Source organism: Sulfurimonas sp. (assembly GCF_034005705.1).
GTDB lineage: Bacteria > Campylobacterota > Campylobacteria > Campylobacterales > Sulfurimonadaceae > Sulfurimonas.
In genome coordinates, this window is the sequence record NZ_JAVEUF010000001.1 from 164,081 (window position 1) to 181,425 (window position 17,345).

The 17,345-nt window shown below is 42.1% G+C and carries 16 protein-coding genes; 10 read left to right on the forward strand and 6 right to left on the reverse strand.

Going from position 1 to position 17,345, the window contains the following annotated elements:
* Positions 1 to 7 precede the first annotated feature (7 nt).
* A complete protein-coding gene (locus tag RBR61_RS00805; RefSeq protein WP_320341617.1) occupies positions 8 to 1,918 on the reverse strand; it encodes a TonB-dependent receptor in 1,911 nt (636 codons plus the stop codon).
* Between the two features lie 92 nt (positions 1,919 to 2,010).
* Positions 2,011 to 2,409: a hypothetical protein gene (locus RBR61_RS00810; protein WP_320341618.1), complete on the reverse strand. Its 399-nt coding sequence runs from the start codon at positions 2,407 to 2,409 to the stop codon at positions 2,011 to 2,013.
* Positions 2,410 to 2,540: 131 nt separating this feature from the next.
* On the opposite strand from RBR61_RS00810, the gene RBR61_RS00815 reads away from it, so the two are divergent.
* The 8 genes from RBR61_RS00815 (at position 2,541) to RBR61_RS00850 (ending at position 10,774) form a co-directional block, all read left to right on the forward strand.
* Positions 2,541 to 4,514, forward strand: a complete 1,974-nt coding sequence (locus RBR61_RS00815; protein ID WP_320341619.1) for an EAL domain-containing protein — start codon at positions 2,541 to 2,543, stop codon at positions 4,512 to 4,514.
* A 27-nt stretch (positions 4,515 to 4,541) separates the two neighbouring features.
* Positions 4,542 to 5,867 (forward strand): NFACT family protein, encoded by a 1,326-nt coding sequence (locus RBR61_RS00820; protein WP_320341620.1) that lies wholly within the window; start codon positions 4,542 to 4,544, stop codon positions 5,865 to 5,867.
* 104 nt (positions 5,868 to 5,971) lie between these two features.
* A complete protein-coding gene (locus tag RBR61_RS00825; protein ID WP_320341621.1) occupies positions 5,972 to 6,280 on the forward strand; it encodes a hypothetical protein in 309 nt (102 codons plus the stop codon).
* A gap of 220 nt (positions 6,281 to 6,500) precedes the next feature.
* Positions 6,501 to 7,256: a phosphatidate cytidylyltransferase gene (locus tag RBR61_RS00830; RefSeq protein ID WP_320341622.1), complete on the forward strand. Its 756-nt coding sequence runs from the start codon at positions 6,501 to 6,503 to the stop codon at positions 7,254 to 7,256.
* Complete coding sequence (gene dxr / locus RBR61_RS00835) at positions 7,253 to 8,335, forward strand: 1-deoxy-D-xylulose-5-phosphate reductoisomerase (protein ID WP_320341623.1); 1,083 nt, start codon at positions 7,253 to 7,255, stop codon at positions 8,333 to 8,335. The genes RBR61_RS00830 and dxr overlap by 4 nt, the downstream gene beginning before the upstream one ends.
* Positions 8,332 to 9,309, forward strand: coding sequence for a tRNA (adenosine(37)-N6)-threonylcarbamoyltransferase complex transferase subunit TsaD (tsaD, locus tag RBR61_RS00840; protein WP_320341624.1), 978 nt, complete (start codon positions 8,332 to 8,334; stop codon positions 9,307 to 9,309). The genes dxr and tsaD overlap by 4 nt, the downstream gene beginning before the upstream one ends.
* 107 nt (positions 9,310 to 9,416) lie before the next feature.
* Positions 9,417 to 9,920 carry a thiol peroxidase gene (gene tpx / locus RBR61_RS00845; RefSeq protein WP_320341625.1) on the forward strand — a complete coding sequence of 168 codons (504 nt, stop codon included), beginning with the start codon at positions 9,417 to 9,419 and terminating at the stop codon, positions 9,918 to 9,920.
* A gap of 101 nt (positions 9,921 to 10,021) precedes the next feature.
* Entirely contained in the window at positions 10,022 to 10,774 is a 753-nt protein-coding gene (locus RBR61_RS00850) for a TIGR04219 family outer membrane beta-barrel protein (protein ID WP_320341626.1), read from the forward strand.
* A 4-nt stretch (positions 10,775 to 10,778) separates the two neighbouring features.
* On the opposite strand, the gene RBR61_RS00855 is transcribed toward RBR61_RS00850, so the two are convergent.
* The 3 genes from RBR61_RS00855 to RBR61_RS00865 all read right to left on the reverse strand — a co-directional run bounded on the left by RBR61_RS00855 (position 10,779) and on the right by RBR61_RS00865 (position 15,061).
* Positions 10,779 to 12,878 carry a Tex family protein gene (locus RBR61_RS00855; protein ID WP_320341721.1) on the reverse strand — a complete coding sequence of 700 codons (2,100 nt, stop codon included), beginning with the start codon at positions 12,876 to 12,878 and terminating at the stop codon, positions 10,779 to 10,781.
* Positions 12,874 to 13,788 (reverse strand): DUF234 domain-containing protein, encoded by a 915-nt coding sequence (locus tag RBR61_RS00860; RefSeq protein WP_320341627.1) that lies wholly within the window; start codon positions 13,786 to 13,788, stop codon positions 12,874 to 12,876. Before RBR61_RS00860 ends, RBR61_RS00855 begins: the two co-directional genes overlap by 5 nt.
* 349 nt (positions 13,789 to 14,137) lie before the next feature.
* A complete protein-coding gene (locus RBR61_RS00865; RefSeq protein WP_320341628.1) occupies positions 14,138 to 15,061 on the reverse strand; it encodes a hypothetical protein in 924 nt (307 codons plus the stop codon).
* A gap of 184 nt (positions 15,062 to 15,245) precedes the next feature.
* On the opposite strand from RBR61_RS00865, the gene RBR61_RS00870 reads away from it, so the two are divergent.
* Positions 15,246 to 16,844 carry a flagellar hook-length control protein FliK gene (locus RBR61_RS00870; RefSeq protein WP_320341629.1) on the forward strand — a complete coding sequence of 533 codons (1,599 nt, stop codon included), beginning with the start codon at positions 15,246 to 15,248 and terminating at the stop codon, positions 16,842 to 16,844.
* A complete protein-coding gene (locus RBR61_RS00875) occupies positions 16,841 to 17,092 on the forward strand; it encodes an EscU/YscU/HrcU family type III secretion system export apparatus switch protein (RefSeq protein WP_320341630.1) in 252 nt (83 codons plus the stop codon). Before RBR61_RS00870 ends, RBR61_RS00875 begins: the two co-directional genes overlap by 4 nt.
* Here the strand turns inward: RBR61_RS00875 and RBR61_RS00880 are convergent.
* Positions 17,089 to 17,319 (reverse strand): hypothetical protein, encoded by a 231-nt coding sequence (locus RBR61_RS00880; protein WP_320341631.1) that lies wholly within the window; start codon positions 17,317 to 17,319, stop codon positions 17,089 to 17,091. The genes RBR61_RS00875 and RBR61_RS00880 overlap by 4 nt on opposite strands.
* Positions 17,320 to 17,345 lie beyond the last annotated feature (26 nt).

Here is a 17,345-nt window from a genome sequence, read left to right on the forward strand (position 1 = left end):
AGTCTCCTTAAAATTTTAGTTTGAACCCTGCAATAGCAGTGGTAGTGAAGTTCATAGGATAGATGGCGTCATCTTGAACCCACAAACCGTTCTTCTGGTTGAACAGATTGTTTATTTTAGCGAAAAGTTCCAAACTATCTTTTGTATATGTCAGTGATATATCCGTACTTTTGTAAGCCTCCTGCTTCTGAGCAGAGCTGTTTTCAAAGTCGTTTATAGCGTACGCTTCTGAACGGTAGACCTGCGTAATAGCCAAAGTTGTGTTTTTATTGGCAAGGAAGCTGAGTGTCGCTTTTACATTATGGTCCGAGACACCCGGCAGATCGTTGCCGGAATAATCTTCGTCATTCTCGATCTCTTTGTCTATTTTTGCTCTGATATAGTTGTAGTTGAGAGCAATATTAAACTTTTCGTTTATAAGCCACTTGTCGTAAATATCAAGACCGTATTTATGCGACTTGTCTATGTTCGTGTTTCTTGAGTTAACCCAAGTCGGGTCTGAATAGTAGTAGATCTCATCTTTTAGATCTATGTAAAAAAGAGATATTTTGAGCTTGTTGTTTGGTCTTATATAGTTAAACCCAAGCGTATAGTTATGAGCCTGCGAAGGTTTGACGTAGCCCATAAATGCTCCCGTGCTCCACTTAAAAAGCCTGTCTAGACTTGAAGATTGAAACGAGTGAGCATAGTTCGCAAAAAAGGACTTTTCTTTATCAAGCATATAGTTGTATCCAAGCTCAACACCGTGAAGTTTGTCCTCTTGATCCTCTCCCGTTTTGCTCTCAAAAGAGATATCTTCGTATCTGTAACCCGCTTTTAGAGTGCTTTTGCCGAAATAGAACTCACTCATAAAAAAGAGTGCGTTATTTACTTTTGTGAGGTCATTGTTCGTGTTTACCAGATTACCGTCAAATCTGTCATAACCAAAAGTAAAACTAAAGAGATCATCAACATAATCAAGAGTCGAGGCAAGTGAGTTGTAGTCGTAGTCTGTAGTTGATCTATAGCTGAATATGCTTTGGTAGTCGTATATGGACTCTTTTTTCTCGCGACTACCGTCTATATTAAAAGAGAGTTTATCGCTTATATGCCAGCTCATACCCAGACTAAGAGCATCTGTATCATACCACTGCTCACTTACCGTGCCCGTTGATTTTTTTATATCGTTGTTGTACTCATCAAGTGTTAAGTAGCTCGCATATATGACATCGGTTCTGGCAAAAGAGACGCCAGCTTTGAGTTCAAGTTCATCAACAGGGGTGTAAGAGATGTTTAGAGTTCCCGTGGTCAAAGAGCTCTCATCTTTATCTCCGCCGCTGTTTATATTTCGCACGCCATCACTCTTCTGCGCCTCGCCGCTTGCAGAGACTGAGAGCTTCTCGTCCGTATGACCCAGATAAAAAGAGCCGCTTGCAGTGCCATGCGTTCCCATATATACGGTTATCTCTTTGGCATTTTTTTTCTTCGTGATGATGTTGATAACTCCGGCATTTGCCCCGTCACCGCCAACGACAATGCCGCTTGATTTTATGATCTCCAGTCTCTCTATGGAAGCAGGGGAGATGGCTGATAGCAGAGGTGCGACCATATCTATGTTGTTGATCTTTCTGCCGTCAATTGTCACGACTATGTTCTGGTAGCCGTTCTCTATGCCGTAACCCCTCACATCGAGCCTTTGGGAAAACGGGTTTCCGTAAGAGGGCATCGTGATAACAGAGGTCTGTTGATTTAAAAACTCGTAAACATTTTGAACGTGAGCTTTTTCTATATCTTCGGCGCTGTATATCTCAATGGCATCGGTTGACTTTAACTCATCTGTTTTGATGGCGGTTGAGGTTATCTCCAGTGGTGACAGCTCAATATTTTGAGCAACTAATACGGTTGAAGCCAGTAGTGATAAAAGTATCTTTTTTTTCATTATTATTTTCCATAATTTAAATTTTAAAGTTATTGATTTTTCATTATTCATACTCACTCTCTTAGGCTTCACGGTGGGTACCCCAAATCTTGTTATGCAAGATTTGACCCTTCCGTTGCAGAATCGTTCGCGTAGTATGATAATGAAAAAAGGCTGTCTGAAAGGCTTTGTGAAGGCGGAGATATGGCGCTGTTTAAAGTTTTAAAGTAGTCGAAAAAGTAGTTTTGATTTGGGTGCAGCAGAAGTGTTTTGCGTGTTTTTTTTAAAAAGTAGCAGTTACAATGGCAAGGTTTGGAAGAGAACTCTGGTGTGCAGAGCGTGGCGGCGAGCTCCTCTTCCTCTAGCTCCGCTTCAAGTTCATCGCTTGAGAACTGCAGCATATGGAAATTTTGCACACGTGAAGTGAGGGCATTAAGCGTTACTTGGTTTACGGTCGCAGTGATCGCTCTTAGCGTAAAGTAGTTTTTGCCGAAGCCCTTTGGAAGTCTCACAGATATCTCACGTGTTTATTTTTCGCAATTATAGCAGGATAAATCTAAAAGAAATTTTCGATGCCATTGCAATTGTTTTGTAATTCTGTATAATATTGTCTCTAAATAGTTCTAAATTAAGGATGCATAAAGTGCAAAATAACCATTTGAGATGTCGTAAAAATGCATTTCAGATCTCTTTGATATACTTTATCTCTGCTCTGCTTTGGATAGGTATATCAGACTATGCAGTGGGATTCGTAGTTGAAAATGCTGATGAAGCAGTAGTGATAGGAATCTACAAAGGTCTCTTTTTTGTTTCGGCTACGACTATTATTTTGTACTTTTTGACCTATAGATTTTTTCGCAAGATGCAGTCCCAGCATGAAGCAAATTTAGAACATATTGCAAAGCACAAAGAGACCAAAGAGATTTTAGAGGTCTCTAAAAGCAAGCTCTCCAAATATGATACGCTCTTAAATACCATAGTAAATAGCTCCCCTGACGCCATCTATGCCAAAGATCTGGACGGAAAATATATTCTTTTTAACGAAGCCGCGGCAAAGATGGTGCATGCGGATGTGCAGGATGTATTGGGGAAAAGTGATGAAGAGATATTTGAGATAGAGGCTGCAAAAAAAGTCCAAATAGCAGACAGAGCTACAATGAAGAGCCCTGAGATCTCGACTACAGAGCGCACACTTACTATGAAAGACGGCACTTTGAAAACGGTTCTGGCTACCAAAGGAGCTTTGATAGATGACGATAATAAAGTTTTTGGAGTTTTTGGAATCTCCAGAGATATAACAAACCAAAAAGAGCATGAGAATTTTTTAGAGGAGTCAAAAGAGAAGTTCTATAATCTCTCGCACATAGACAAGGTTACAAAACTGCCAAACAGGCTCCATATCAGTGAAGTTTTGGTAGAGAAGTGCTCTCAAAAAGTTCCATTTTGTCTTATTCTGCTAGACCTTGACGAGTTTAAAATAGTAAATGACTCATACGGTCACCGTTTCGGGGACAAACTGCTTTATGAGATATCCAAAGTTCTTGTAGAGGTCTTTGATTCGAGCGCATTTATAGCACGCATGGGCGGGGATGAGTTTGCAATAGCTCTAAACCAGAGCGATAAAGGTGAGATAGAGAAGCTGATGCATAGGCTGCACCACAAATTTGACAGCCCTTTTACGATAGATATGATAGATATTTATATCACTGCAAGTTCCGGGATATGTATCTACCCTGATGATGTTGGTAGCATGGAGGAGATGTATCAGGCAGCGGACACGGCGATGTACAACGCTAAAAGATTGGGCAAAAACAGTTTTAGTTTTTATAGCTCGAAGCTCAAAAAAGAGGCAGTGGAGTATACGCAGATGGTGACAAGCCTGAAGCAGGCTATTAAAAAGAGTGAGCTAGAGCTATATTTTCAGCCTCAAAATGAAGCCGAGGGCGGAAAGATAGTCGGCATTGAGGCTCTTCTAAGATGGAAGCATAAAGATAGGATGATATCGCCTGATGTCTTTATACCGCTGGCCGAGAGAAGCGGACTGATAGTCGAGATCGGGGATTTTGTACTGAGAAGCGCTTTTAAAACTGTGAAAAAGTGGCATGAGATGGGAATCCTTTGGGGCAGGGTGGCTATCAACATCTCGGCACGCCAGCTCACACATATCAATCTTATAAATACGCTTAAAAATATGCTTAAAGAGAGCGGATGCGAAGCGTCATGGATAGAGCTTGAGATCACCGAGAGCTCTGTTTTGGAAAACCCCGAACTAGTTATCAGTCTGCTGGGAGAGCTAAGAGGGATGGGCTTTTACATCTCGATGGATGATTTTGGTACAGGCTACTCCTCGCTCTCATATCTAAAAAACCTCCCTATCAATAAACTCAAGATCGACAGGTCTTTTATTATGAACATAAGAGAGGAGCCTAAAAATCAGATAATCGTAAAGACGGTTATATTTTTGGCAAAAGAGCTCGGCATACATATACTCGCAGAGGGCGTTGAGACCGAGGAGGAGCGCAGCTTTTTGCTAGAGAACAAAATAGACTCCATCCAAGGATACTACTACGCTAAACCGATGCCGATGGACGAGATGGAGAAATTGTTGCAAGAATAGTTGTTATAAGTGTGATAAAATCTTGTTATGAAACTTTCACACTTAAAACAGATAACCGAATACTTAAAAAAATTCTCTAAGATTTCCGCTATTTACAGAGTCAGTGACACCATAGTAAAAGTAGTCTTCGACAGAGACGATGAACTATACTTTGAGATGCAGCGCTCAAACTCCAGAATATTCAAATGCGCTTCCTATGCCCGTTCAAAAGTCTATAACGCTCCCTTTGACGTACTTCTCTCAAAACGCTTTAACCGTGCCAATATCATAAACGTCGAGCTTTACGGCGACGATAAGATAGTCAGGTTTAAGACCTCCGTAGCTTCGGCCTACAAAGAGGAGACGACATATCTGCAGTTTGAATTTACGGGAAAATATACAAACATTATTATTTTGGATGAGAACGAGATAGTGCTAGAGGCGCTCCGCCATGTTGACCTCTTCTCTTCGTTTCGCGAGGTAAGGGTCGGACAGAAGCTCTTAGATGTGCCAACTGCTCCATTTGAGGCAAAAGAGTACCCAATAGAGGATGTAGAGCAGTTCTTGTATGATGAGTACGCAAAAGAGATGGATGACAAACTCTCCTCTTTGAAGAAGCAAAAGCTTTCGCTTCTAAACAAGAAACTAAAGAAGTTGGAAAAGCTTTACGAAAAGCTTGACGATGAGAAGATACTTAAAGAGGAAGCCCAGAAACTTAGCCACTTCGGGAACCTGCTGCTTGCAAATATGCACCGCATTAAGCCCTACCAGAGAGTTATAGAGGTGGATGATTATGACGGGCAAAAGGTTAAAATCGAGCTTCATAAAGAGTTCTCTTCCGTTGCAAGAATGGCCGATTCTCTCTTTACAAGAAGCAAAAAAGCGAAGCAGAGAGCCTCTCACCTGCATATTGAGAGAGAGTCACTGGAGTCAAAAATAGAGCATATGAAACTTTTCATTCACACGGTCGAAGAGGCAAAGGACGTGGCAAAGATACAGCTTCTTTTTCCTAAAAATGTTCAGGCAAAAAAGGTAAAGACAAACGACTCCATAGAGACCTTTTGGGTAGACGGGTATAAGGTGAGCCTTGGAAAGAGCGAGAAGGGAAATATTGAACTGCTTCAAAAGGCTCGTGCAAAGGATATCTGGCTTCATATGAAAGAGCGCCCATCAGCCCATGTCATCATCACTACAGACAAACAAAACGTACCGATGTCGGTCATCGAGAGCGCAGCAAGACTCTGTGTAGATTTTACAATGTTTCAAAAAGATAGGTATTTGGTCGATTATACCCCACGAAGAGAAGTAACCATTCAAAGTGGTGCGAATGTGTTGTACAATAAGTACAAGACCATAGAGGTAGATACTCGCTAAGGTAGGTAAGTTCTGACACGAAAGTGTCAAGCTTCAGTGCCACAGCGGCTAGCGTAGATGGCGGAATTACTTCCGACATCGTTGAAAAAAGATGAAGGGTTGTTATGGCAATAGGATTAGTTGGAAATGCAATATATGTGAATCAGCAGACCGCAACTGCTACAGCTTTGCAAAATGCACATAACAACCGTGTAGAGTTTCAAAATATGGTAGCTCAGGCGGCAGCCCAAGAGAAGGAGAGGGAGGTTCTTGAAGTTCGTCCGACAGAAGAGAACCAAGAGATAAATCCAGATCGTGAGCATGAAAAAAATGAGGCGGATCAGGAGAGTGCAAGAAACAAGAAGCGCCAACAGCAAGAAGAAGAGGAAAAAGAGAGCTCCCCGCCGCTGCATATACTAGATATTAAAGTCTGATTTGATATAATCTTTTAAAAGAATTTATGGTGCGTAGATTTTTAAAATAGATTGTTTGTCGCTCATTCTCGTAATTTCATCCTTGAAACTACTTCCGAGGCGAGCGCTAAATTTTACATCGTGTAAAATTTCAAGCCCTCGAACCGCTCAAAACAACTTTTAAAAATCCAAAAACAGAGTTCTGCTAAATAAGTGATATTGTTCTAAATAAAGGGATTTTATGAGTATATTTACGGCTTCCAAAGAGAGAGTGACTACGGGCTTGGCACTTGTTGCAGGGGTGCTTGTCATAGGTTTTATAGACAACTTTTTTCTTATGTGGCTCTTTCTTGGGGCGGTATACCTTCTGGCCTTTAAAGAGGCGATGAACCTTTTTGAGATAAAGAACAGCGATCTTATCTACTACGCTGTAGGCATATGGCTTCTTGCGGCTATCTATCCTTATGGTGACGACCTTTTTGTTTTGGCAGGTGTTGCTTACGCAAGCGCCGTCGCATACAACAGAGAGCTCACCTGGAAAAATTTCTTTCCGTTTATCTACCCGACGGCAGGAATGCTTTTTGTGCTAACTATGTACATGGAGTATGGAGTCCTATCGCTTCTGTGGCTCTTGGTGGTCGTTGCAATGACAGATGTCGGAGCTTATGCGGTCGGCAAAAGCATCGGCAAGACACCTTTTAGCCCGACATCTCCCAACAAAACTATGGAGGGAGTCGTAGGCGGTGTCGTTGTGGCAACAACGGCGGGTATGTTTGTCGGTCTTGGCATAGTCGATCTGGGAGTCTCTTTTATCATCTCTTTTATGGTCGCCCTCAGTTCCATCTTCGGTGATCTCTTCGAGAGTTCGCTAAAACGCAGTGCAGGCGTAAAGGACAGCGGAAACATCTTGCCAGGTCATGGCGGTATGCTTGATCGCATAGACGGCTACCTTTTTGGAGCTATCGTTATGCTAGTACTTCTTAGAGGGCTTGTTTGATACTTCTCGGCTCCACAGGCTCGATCGGCGTAAACACTTTAGAGGTGGCAAAAAAGTTCTCAATAGAGGTTGATGTGCTCGTCGCGGGAAACAACATTGAACTTCTTAACACCCAGATAAAAGAGCACAATCCAAAAATAGTCGTTATTGCAAACAGAAATGATCTGCATAAAGTAGAGCATAAAAACGTTTTCAGCGGTGAAGAGGCGATTTTAAGAGCAATAGAGGAGTCACAGAGTGAGCTTGTGGTAAATGCGCTTGTCGGTTTTTTAGGACTTCGCCCCACACTTACAGCGCTTAAATGCAATAAAAGAGTCGCTCTTGCAAATAAAGAATCACTCGTTGCGTGCGGAGCATTTATAGACACTTCAAAGATTCAGCCCATAGACAGTGAACACTTCGGTCTTTGGTACCTGATGCAAGAGCGTCCTGTTGATAAGATGATTATCACGGCAAGCGGCGGAGCATTTAGAGACTGGGAGATAGAGAGGCTTAAAAATGCAACTTTGGCGGACACTCAAAAACACCCAAACTGGTCGATGGGGCAAAAGATAACCATAGACAGTGCGACCATGATGAACAAGATGTTTGAACTCTTAGAGGCAAGATGGCTATTTGGTGAGGGCAAAGAAAAAAAAATAGTGTACGACGCTATTATAGAGACCAAATCGCTCATCCACGCGCTAATCGACTTTAAAGACGGCTCAACAACTGCACACTTCGCCAATGCAAATATGCAGCTCCCGATCGCTTTTGCACTAAATGCTGCGATGCAGGAGAATATCCTCCCGCATGTAGACCTGCTAAAAGTGGGCTCTTTGGAGTTTCGTGAGATAACTACACAGAGATACCCTCTATGGCAGATAAAAGATGAACTGCTTAAAAATCCCGCAAGAGGCGTTGTAGTAAATGCGGCAAACGAGGCGGCAATAGAGAAGTTTATTGCCCGTGAGATAGGTTTTATGGATATAGCAAAAAGTGTTATAAGAGCCTATGAGAAGTTTGACACGGCACCCAAAAGCGTTGATGAGGTGTTTGGGCTTGATGAAGAAGTAAGAGCTTTTGTGAGGGCAATATGATACTAAGCATAGAGAGTTCATGTGACGACAGCGCGATAGCAATCACTGAGATAGCGACAAAGAAACTTCTTTTTCACAAGAAGATATCCCAAGAGCTTGAACACTCAGTTTACGGCGGCGTGGTTCCTGAACTCGCAGCCAGACTTCACGCCGAAGCTCTGCCGAAGATTTTAGAGGAGTGTAGACCATATTTTGCCTCTCTTAAAGCGGTCGCCGTTACATCTTCACCGGGGCTGACAGTGACTCTTATTGAGGGTGTGACCATGGCAAAAGCCATCTCCATTGCATTGAATATTCCAATCATCGGGGTAAATCATCTGGTAGGACATATCTACTCGCTCTTTATAGAAAAAGATGCACAGTTTCCTCTTACCGTTTTGCTTGTCTCAGGCGGGCATACGCAGGTTATGGAAGTAAAAAGCCTTAATGATATAAAAACGGTGGCAAAGAGTATGGACGACAGCTTTGGAGAGAGTTTCGACAAAGTAGCAAAGATGATGAATCTTGGCTATCCGGGCGGACCTCTGATCCAAGAGCTGGCAAAGGACGGAGACAGAAACAGGTATGACTTTACCGTTCCGCTGCACCAATCTCCGCTTATAGCATTTTCATATTCGGGCTTGAAAAACTCGGTAAGACTTGCGGTTGAAAAAGCTCATAAGAGTGACTACAAAGATATAGCCGCTTCTTTTGAACGTGTGGCTGCTGCGCATATTATCCAGAAGCTCAAAAAGTACTTTAAAGATGTGCCTCCAAAAAAGTTTGCCATAGTCGGCGGAGCGAGCGCCAACCTCTACCTCCGCTCGCAGATAGAAGAGCTCTTAAAACCGTATAAGGCGGATTTACTTTTAAGTGAGTTAAAATATTGTTCGGACAATGCGGCGATGATAGGAAGAGTCGGGGTTGAGATGTATAAAAATGGTCTGTTTAGTTCGCTTGATGAGTTAGAAGTTTGTCCAAAAAGTGTCATTTAGCTTAAGAAATCCTTAACGATAAGTGCATTTTTTCTAATTAAGAGCAGAATTATCCCATTTCAAATATACTTCCCGCACAAATTAAAAAAACAAAAAAAGGAGCCAAAATGGCAACTACAAAATTCAAGGGTACAGACGTAGAACTATTAGGAAACCAGGTAAATGTTGGTGATAAAGCACCAGAAGTAAAAGTTGTAAACTCAGACGGTTTAGGCGATGTGGTAGTTGGCGGCGCGCAAGGCGTTAAGCAACTTGTAATCGTTGTTCCTTCACTAGATACTGGTGTATGTGCTACTGAGACTCGTAACTTCAATGCAAAAGCAGCTTCATTAGAGGGTGTTAAAACTACTGTTGTTTCTATGGACCTACCATTTGCATCTGGCAGATTTTGTGCTGCAGAGGGAATCGATAAGTTAACTGTTGCATCTGACTTCAGAAACAAAGATTTCGCTAACGCTTACGGTGTACTTCTTGGCGGTTCTGTTCTTGCAGGTGTTACTTGTAGAGCAATTTTCGTAATTGATGAGAACGGTGTTGTAACTTACAAAGAGATCGTTCCTGAAATTACTGAAGAGCCAAACTACGACGCTGCGATCGCTGCAGTTAAATAAGCGATTTTCTATCCTCCTTCCTTAAATATAGGGCTTTTGCCCTATATCAATCAAGCAAAACTTCGGTACAATATCCTATCTTAGATAGAAGGATACTTCATATGAAAAAATTATTGTTTACATTTGCCACAGGGGCAGTTTTTGCTTCCGGTGTTATGGCTGATTTTACTCGTCTTGAGATGGGTGCTGGAGCATGGATGCAGACTCCAAAAGGAGATGCTTCTTATACAGATGGCGGAGCTGACGGTAGCTATACCTCAAGCGAAAATGATAAGAGCGAGACCTATATCTGGGCTCTTATAAAACATCCGATTCCTGTTTTGCCAAATCTTAGGTTAGAGTATGTAACTCTCGAGGACAGCGGCGTTGCAAGCGGAACATTTAAAGATTTTGATATCGGAGCAGCAACGACTACGCTCTCTTACGATATGAAGCAGTATGACATTATTCCATACTACAATATTCTTGACAACACGGCTTGGATCACTCTTGATCTGGGACTTGACATTAAAATAGTCGATGCATCTTATACGGCTGCACCGTCTGCTCCGTTTACTGGTTACAGCGACAGCGTGACTTTTGCACTCCCTCTTTTGTATGTAAGAACAAGAGTTGAAATACCCGCTACAAACATCGGTTTAGAGGCGGATGTTAAGTATGTAACGACAGGCGACTCTACGGTTTATGACGTAAGAGCAAAGGTTGATTATACGCTTGATTTTATTCCCGTTGTCCAGCCAGCTTTAGAGGTTGGCTACAGAGTTCAAAAGCTAGATATAGATGAGAGTGGTGTAGATGCAAAACTTGACATCGATTTCTCTGGTATTTATGCAGGTTTGATGCTTCGTTTTTAACTGCTTAGCCTACAAGGCTAAGCCCCACTTTCTCCTTCTCTTCATCTATTGATACGACCTCTATTTGCGGCAGGTACTGGTTTAGAGAGAGAACTTCAAGCGGATGAGAGATCTTTGTTGCACTCATCTTTGATATATGGATCATGCCGTCATTTTTAAGCCCGATATCCACAAAAGCCCCAAAATCAGTAATGTTTCTGACAACACCTGAGAGAATATTTCCCACGCTTAGCATCTTTATATCGGTTACTCCATCTTTAAACGGAATTGGCGGGAGCTCTTCTCTTGGGTCAAAACCTGGCTTACGAAGCTCTTTGATGATGTCTTTTAGCGTCTCTTCTCCGACATCAAGCTCCGCAGCTTTTTGTTTAACGTCAACTCTCTCCAAATCAACTCCGATAAGTTTTTTTGCGACTTCGTAACTTTCAGGGTGAATCCCGCTGTTGTCAAAAATATTTTTGGAGTTTTTGATGCGGATAAATCCCACCGCCTGCTCGTACGCTTTTTTGCCAAGACCTTTTACTTTTAGAAGCTGCTCTTTTGTTCTAAAAGGGCCGTTTTCTTCTCTAAAAGCGATTATGTTTTGAGCTACTTTTGCGCCTACGCCCGCAACGTAAGATAGAAGTGATAGTGAAGCGGAGTTTATATCTACACCTACGCGGTTTACGAGGTCTTGGGTGACATCGCTCAGTTTTTTCTCCAAAAGTTTCTGGTCAACGTCATGCTGATACTGTCCGATGCCCAAGCTTTTCGGGTCTATTTTAACAAGAGCCGCCATGGGGTCTTGAAGCCTTTGAGCAATAGAGATCGCCCCCCTTATACTCACATCAAGGTTAGGATACTCCTGCGTGGCTATCTTTGAAGCCGAATAGACTGACGCTCCCGCTTCGGAGACGACCGTGAAGTTTAGTTTTGCGCCTTCGTCCCTATTTAGTCGTGCAAAAAACTCTTGCGTTTCGCGTGAGCCTGTTCCGTTTCCGATAGCCACACCCGTGATGTTATACTTTTTTGTTAGTGTTAGTACTCTATTTTTGGAGTTTTCATAATCTCTCTGAGGTTCTGTCGGATAGATGACGCAGGACTCCAGATAGTTGCCGTTCTCATCAATGACTGCCAGTTTGCATCCCGTTCTAAAAGCGGGGTCAACTCCTAGTATAACTCTTTTTGTGACAGGCGGAGTCATGAGAAGCTGGTTCAGGTTTTTTCCAAAGACTGCGATTGCAGCAGTGTCGGCTCTCTCTTTTAGCTCGGCTTGAACTTCTCTCTCAAGCGATGGAAGCAAAAGCCGTTTCAAGCCATCTTTGTATGCTTCAAAAAGAAGTTCCTTTGATGTTGAAGCGTTGCGGGGGATTTTGTACTGCTTTATATTTGCTTCTATGTAGTCGGTGTCGATAGTTATCTTTACGCTCAGCTCTTTTTCATGTACCCCGCGCATTATCGCAAGGTAGCGGTGGGACGGTATGTAAGCGACCTTTTCGCTCTTTTGGGCGAAGTTTTTAAAGAGTCCGTTCTCATCAAAACTCTTTGTCTTTTTAACTTCTAAAACGCCGTGACGCAGCATATTGTTTCTTATAGCTTCACGCTCACGCGGCATATCTGCATAACGCTCCGCCAAGATGTCCTGAGCACCTTTTATGGCCTCATCTACGGAAGCAACACTCCCTTTTACAAACTCTTTTGCTTTTGTTTTGAACTCAGCTTCGCTAAATTGCGCCTTTTGCAAAATGTTTGCCAGAGGAGCCAGGCCGTTTTGCACGGCAGTTGCCGCACGTGAGTTCTTCTTCTCTTTGTAGGGGCGGTAGATATCCTCTAAAACTCTCATACTGTCGGCATCTTCTATCATTTTTTTAAGCTCATCGCTCAAAGTCGCTCTCTCGGCAATAAGCCTTAAAATCTCCTCTTTACGCTCTAAGAGTTTTTTGGAGCCAAGAAAGATGGTCTCAAATTCACGAAGCACTTCATCATCCGCTCCGCCCGTCATCTCTTTGCGGTAGCGGGCGATAAAGGGGATGGTAGCACCCTCATCAAGAAGCTTCAGAATATTTTCTACATGTTCTTTTTTTAAAGCAGTTTTTTTGGTTAGTAAGTCTGTTAAATTATTAATATTTTTTTCCTACACACTCAATAAAATCTTTTTCGCTTATATCCTCTAGGAGTGTTTTAAAATTTTTAAGAGCAAGTAGTTTGACATCTTTGCCTTTTAGGGCTTTTAACTCATTTGAAAAACCGCCTTTGGAGACAATAACATAGATGTTAGGCGTTAGTTCGGCCTGAGTGCACTGCTCTTGAAGTTTGCCAAGCTCGCTCTTTTTAGCTTTTTGGTTGGAGTATTTGCATATTCCGGCTACGACTTTTCCGGACTTCGTCTTTGCCAAGATATCTATCTGCGCCCTTCTGTCCCAGTAGCTTCCAACCTCAATGATCGGGTCGTCTTTAAAGCTTTTTTTTATGAGCTCATGTGAGAGTTTTTTAAAAGTAAGTTCGTAAAATTCGCTTTTTCGGTTGGCAAATGCCTCTTTTGACTCTTTGAAATCGCCATCTTTGATGCTCTTGAAATATGGTGAGACAAAAGCGAACCAAAAACGCATAAAAGGGGTACCGAAATTTAGTTTTTCATCTATCTTCTCATCTTCGATCGGTGGAGACTCAAGCGAGTATTCACGTCTTAGGATGTTTTTGCTGCAGAGCGCATCAATCGCCTCTTCGCCCTCGGCTCTTGATATGCGTGCTCTCTTTAGCGCAGAGTGAACTCTGCCATCACCCGTTGCCGCGGCGCTTAGGAGTGCGTGGCTTATCTTGTCGCTTCGGGTGATCTTGGTAATATCGCCGTGGATATAGGTGTAGTTTTTTAAAACCTTGCTCTCTATAAGCTCTTCAAGCGATTTGGTTAGATCTATATTCCAGCTCATACCGCCAAATACCGAAAAGTATTCTAGTGCCTTTTGGATATCATCGGCCTTGTTTTGATAGCAAAAGGAGCGGAACTGCTCTAGAAGCGTGGGGTATTTTGCCATGAAGAAGCCTTTAGATTGTTTTTTGAAATTATACTAAAGGGCACCTCTAAAAGCCCTTTACTGATTTTTGAAGAGCAAATTTTTAAACTAGTACAAGGCAAGATTTTGAAGCTCCTAACCGTAGTTAAGAGTGAAAAATCTGACGACGGAATAGTTAAAAAGATGCCTTCTCTTCGGGCTTTATAGATTTTGTGCCTATCTTCGTTGCCGCTTATCGCCGTAGCTTTGGCTATGACTCTTCGCGTCGTCTTGATATACTCAAAATCTCTTAAAGCAAAAATTGTAAGAGTTTTTAGAGGTGCCCTAAAATATTGAGGATTAATTGAGAAGACAGAGCTTTTCGCTCCATCTATATTGTCTTTAAAAACTCATTTAGGGGTGAGTTTTGCCTTGCAAAATCAATTTGAGAGACTACTCCGCTTGTGCCGTCTTCATTTAGAAAAAGACCCGTCGATCTTATGCGTCCGAGTGTCTCGTTCTTCTGGCTTTTAATATCGATCCTGCCGTCCGTACTTCCTAGATAGATTGCGCCTATGCCGATTTCGCCAAGAGCTACAAGAGTATCTTCATCTTTACTTTTTTGCCAGATGCGCAGACCCTCAAAAATTGGGTCGCTCTCATCTATCCAGCCGTTGTTGTCGCTGTCGTATCGTCTAAGATCCGCAAATCCGTTGCCGTTTAGCGTGCCAAAGAGCTCCAAGCCGTCATCTATTTTGTTGTTAGAGTTTTTATCTAGCGCTAAAAATCCGTTCCCTTTTTTAAGAGTTGAGATCTGGTCGCACTCGCCGTTCGCATCTATGTCAAAGGAGAAGTTCGTGCTATCAAGATCAGGCAGTTCGCCATCAAAGTTTAGAACCAGCGGATCGTAAAATTGCTGGCGTATGATCTCATGGTTTGAGACAAAAGAGTGTGACATAGAGATGTCGATATTTAGCTCTATTCTTCTGTTTGATGTGTATATAAAGCCCTGCATGCTTACATCAAGCCTCTGAGACTCTCTATACTCTTCATGCACAGAGACCTCTCTTTTTGTAAAGTCGCTTGCATCTACAGCTTTGAATTTATATGTCTTAGAGTTTAGTCTAAAAATAAGCTGTTGTATCAACTCAAATTCAAGACGTTTGCAAAATGCTACTTGTGAATTGAGGGCTTCTACCTCTTTGAGGCGTTTTGAGTTTTCGTTTTGGAGTTCGCTGGTAAAAGTTGTAACCGTGCTTGAGCTGCTTCTTGAGGATTCAGAGTGTAAATCCAGTACAAAGTTTTCTATTTTCATAACTTCTCCTACTAATAAATCTCATATAATTTGAACCCGTCCAAATTATATTCAGTCACTAAAGCTTTGCCCTTAAGGGCAAGAGGAGTCATTTTGACTCCTTTACGCATATACAAAAGTTAAGACAAAAAAAGAGGAGCAAAACCTATTCCTATTTTTATTTGATAAATGATATACTTTAGCCATGATCAATACATCTCTAAACAAGCAGCTCGGCATCATTCTTCCAAACACTAACAAAGCGTTAGCGGTTATTTTAAAAGATGCGACGCCTAAAGAGATGGAGGCGGTTCTAAAGAACAAAGACCTAAAGTCAGTTATAGGCTCTCTGCTTAAAGAGAGCAGCGTAAATGCAGATGCCAACAAGACCCTTTTAAACCTTGCAAAGAACAATCCCACGCTAAAAGATCTGGGCAATATTACAGGCACGGTAAAAGAGCTGTTGGGTGCGCTAAAGAGCGAAAAGAATCCTCTTCCTATTGAGACGACACTTAGGAAATTTCTTGTAGATATTAAAGAGCTGAATGAGCCTGTTTTAAAGCAGAAGCTTCAAAATTCCGGCATTTTTTTGGAATCAAGACTCAAAAACGTGCAAAATCCTCAGCTAGAGCTCAAAAATCTGCTGACATCTCTTGAAAAGAGTTTGGCAAAAAGCGAGATGCCAAACGCAAAACTGCTTACTCAAAACATAAAAGAGCTTCTTGTCACCCCGACTCTAAAGGAGGCAACAAATAGCGCTCTTATGCAGACCCAAAAAGACAATAAAGAAGCTTTGATGCAGCTCTCAAAAGGGGTTGAGAACATAGTCTCAAAACTCTCGGAGCAGCTAAAGAGCGCAGATATCATAACTACAAAAGGTTTTGAGCGGCAACTCTCAAAAGTAGAGCATCTGGTCTCTCAAAAGATGCTAAGCCCAGAGAATTTCAAACCCGCAGTGCTGGTGGATGCTCTAAAGCAGTTAAATACTCAGATGGCGCAGAGCCCGCAGCTTATGCAGAGCCAAAAACCGGAGGTCAAAGGTATCTTTGATGCGCTTGTAAAGATCGTGGAGTCTCTAAAAGTCATCACTGTTGAAAATCCTACGCCAAAAGCGGCGCTGGATGTTTTTGTGGATAAGAAGCTCCCCCAAGATATCCGCACGGTTATAGATATTTTAAAGAGCGGCGTTGAAAAGGCGGACCCTATTTTTTCAAAAGAGGTAACTTCTCTTGTCTCAAAATTGACCCATTTTACGGCTCCGCAGGTATTGGAAGCGCAGAGCAACATTAAAGAGATATTGTCTGGGGATCTGAAGTCCGTCTTGTTAAAAGCGGGCGAAGAGATCGCAAAGTCACAGCACCCCAATCAGGCGGATATATTAAAACATGTAGATAAACTGCTGCTTCAGATAGACTACTTCCAGCTGCTCTCTCATCTCTCTTCATCCTCCTCTTTGTATCTTCCTTTTTCGTGGGATAGTCTGGAGGAGGGAAATATAAATATAAAAAAAGATAAAAACTCCGCATTTTACTGCGATATCGATCTGAAGCTAAAAGAGTACGGGGAGCTGAAGCTAAAACTTGCCCTTTATGAAGAGAATCAGATAAATATCCATATCTATTCACAGAACAAGGAGTTTAAAGAGATACTCAGGGAAAATATAGCCTCTCTGCGCTCAGCCTTGATCGACTCAAGTATCACGCCTAGAGAGATACGCATTTTCGATACGCCAAAAAGTACGCCTGCATCTGCGTATGAAAACAGCGACTCAAAGATAGATATGGGGTTTGAGGTAAAGATATGAAAAAAGCAGCCGCCCTAAGATATGACACTACAAAAGAGAAAGCGCCGCGCGTAGTTGCCAAGGGGCAGGGGAAGAGTGCGGAGAATATCATAAAGATAGCCGAACTTCACAATCTGCCCATAAAAAAGGATGAGGATCTCATCGAGCTGCTCTCAAAAGTGGAGCTTGACAAAGAGGTTCCGGAGACTCTTTATAGAGCCGTTGCAGAGGTGTTTAGTTTTATATACAAAGTGAGCAAAAAGGGCTAAAACTCCCCATACTCTTTGACCTTGGTTATATCTATCCCTTTTTCTTTGAGCTTGTTGCCTATCTCAACTACGATCTTGTTGTATTTTTCGGTCTCCAAAAACCCTTCGTAGGCATCCATCTTCTTCTCATAGACCTTTGCCGCGATATTCTCTATCTCGTTAAGCGCTTTTTTGAGCTCTTCGTCTAAAAACTCAACCGTATCGCCTAATATCTCTTCATCTTTCATATATTCTCCTGTTCTTTTTTAGAATT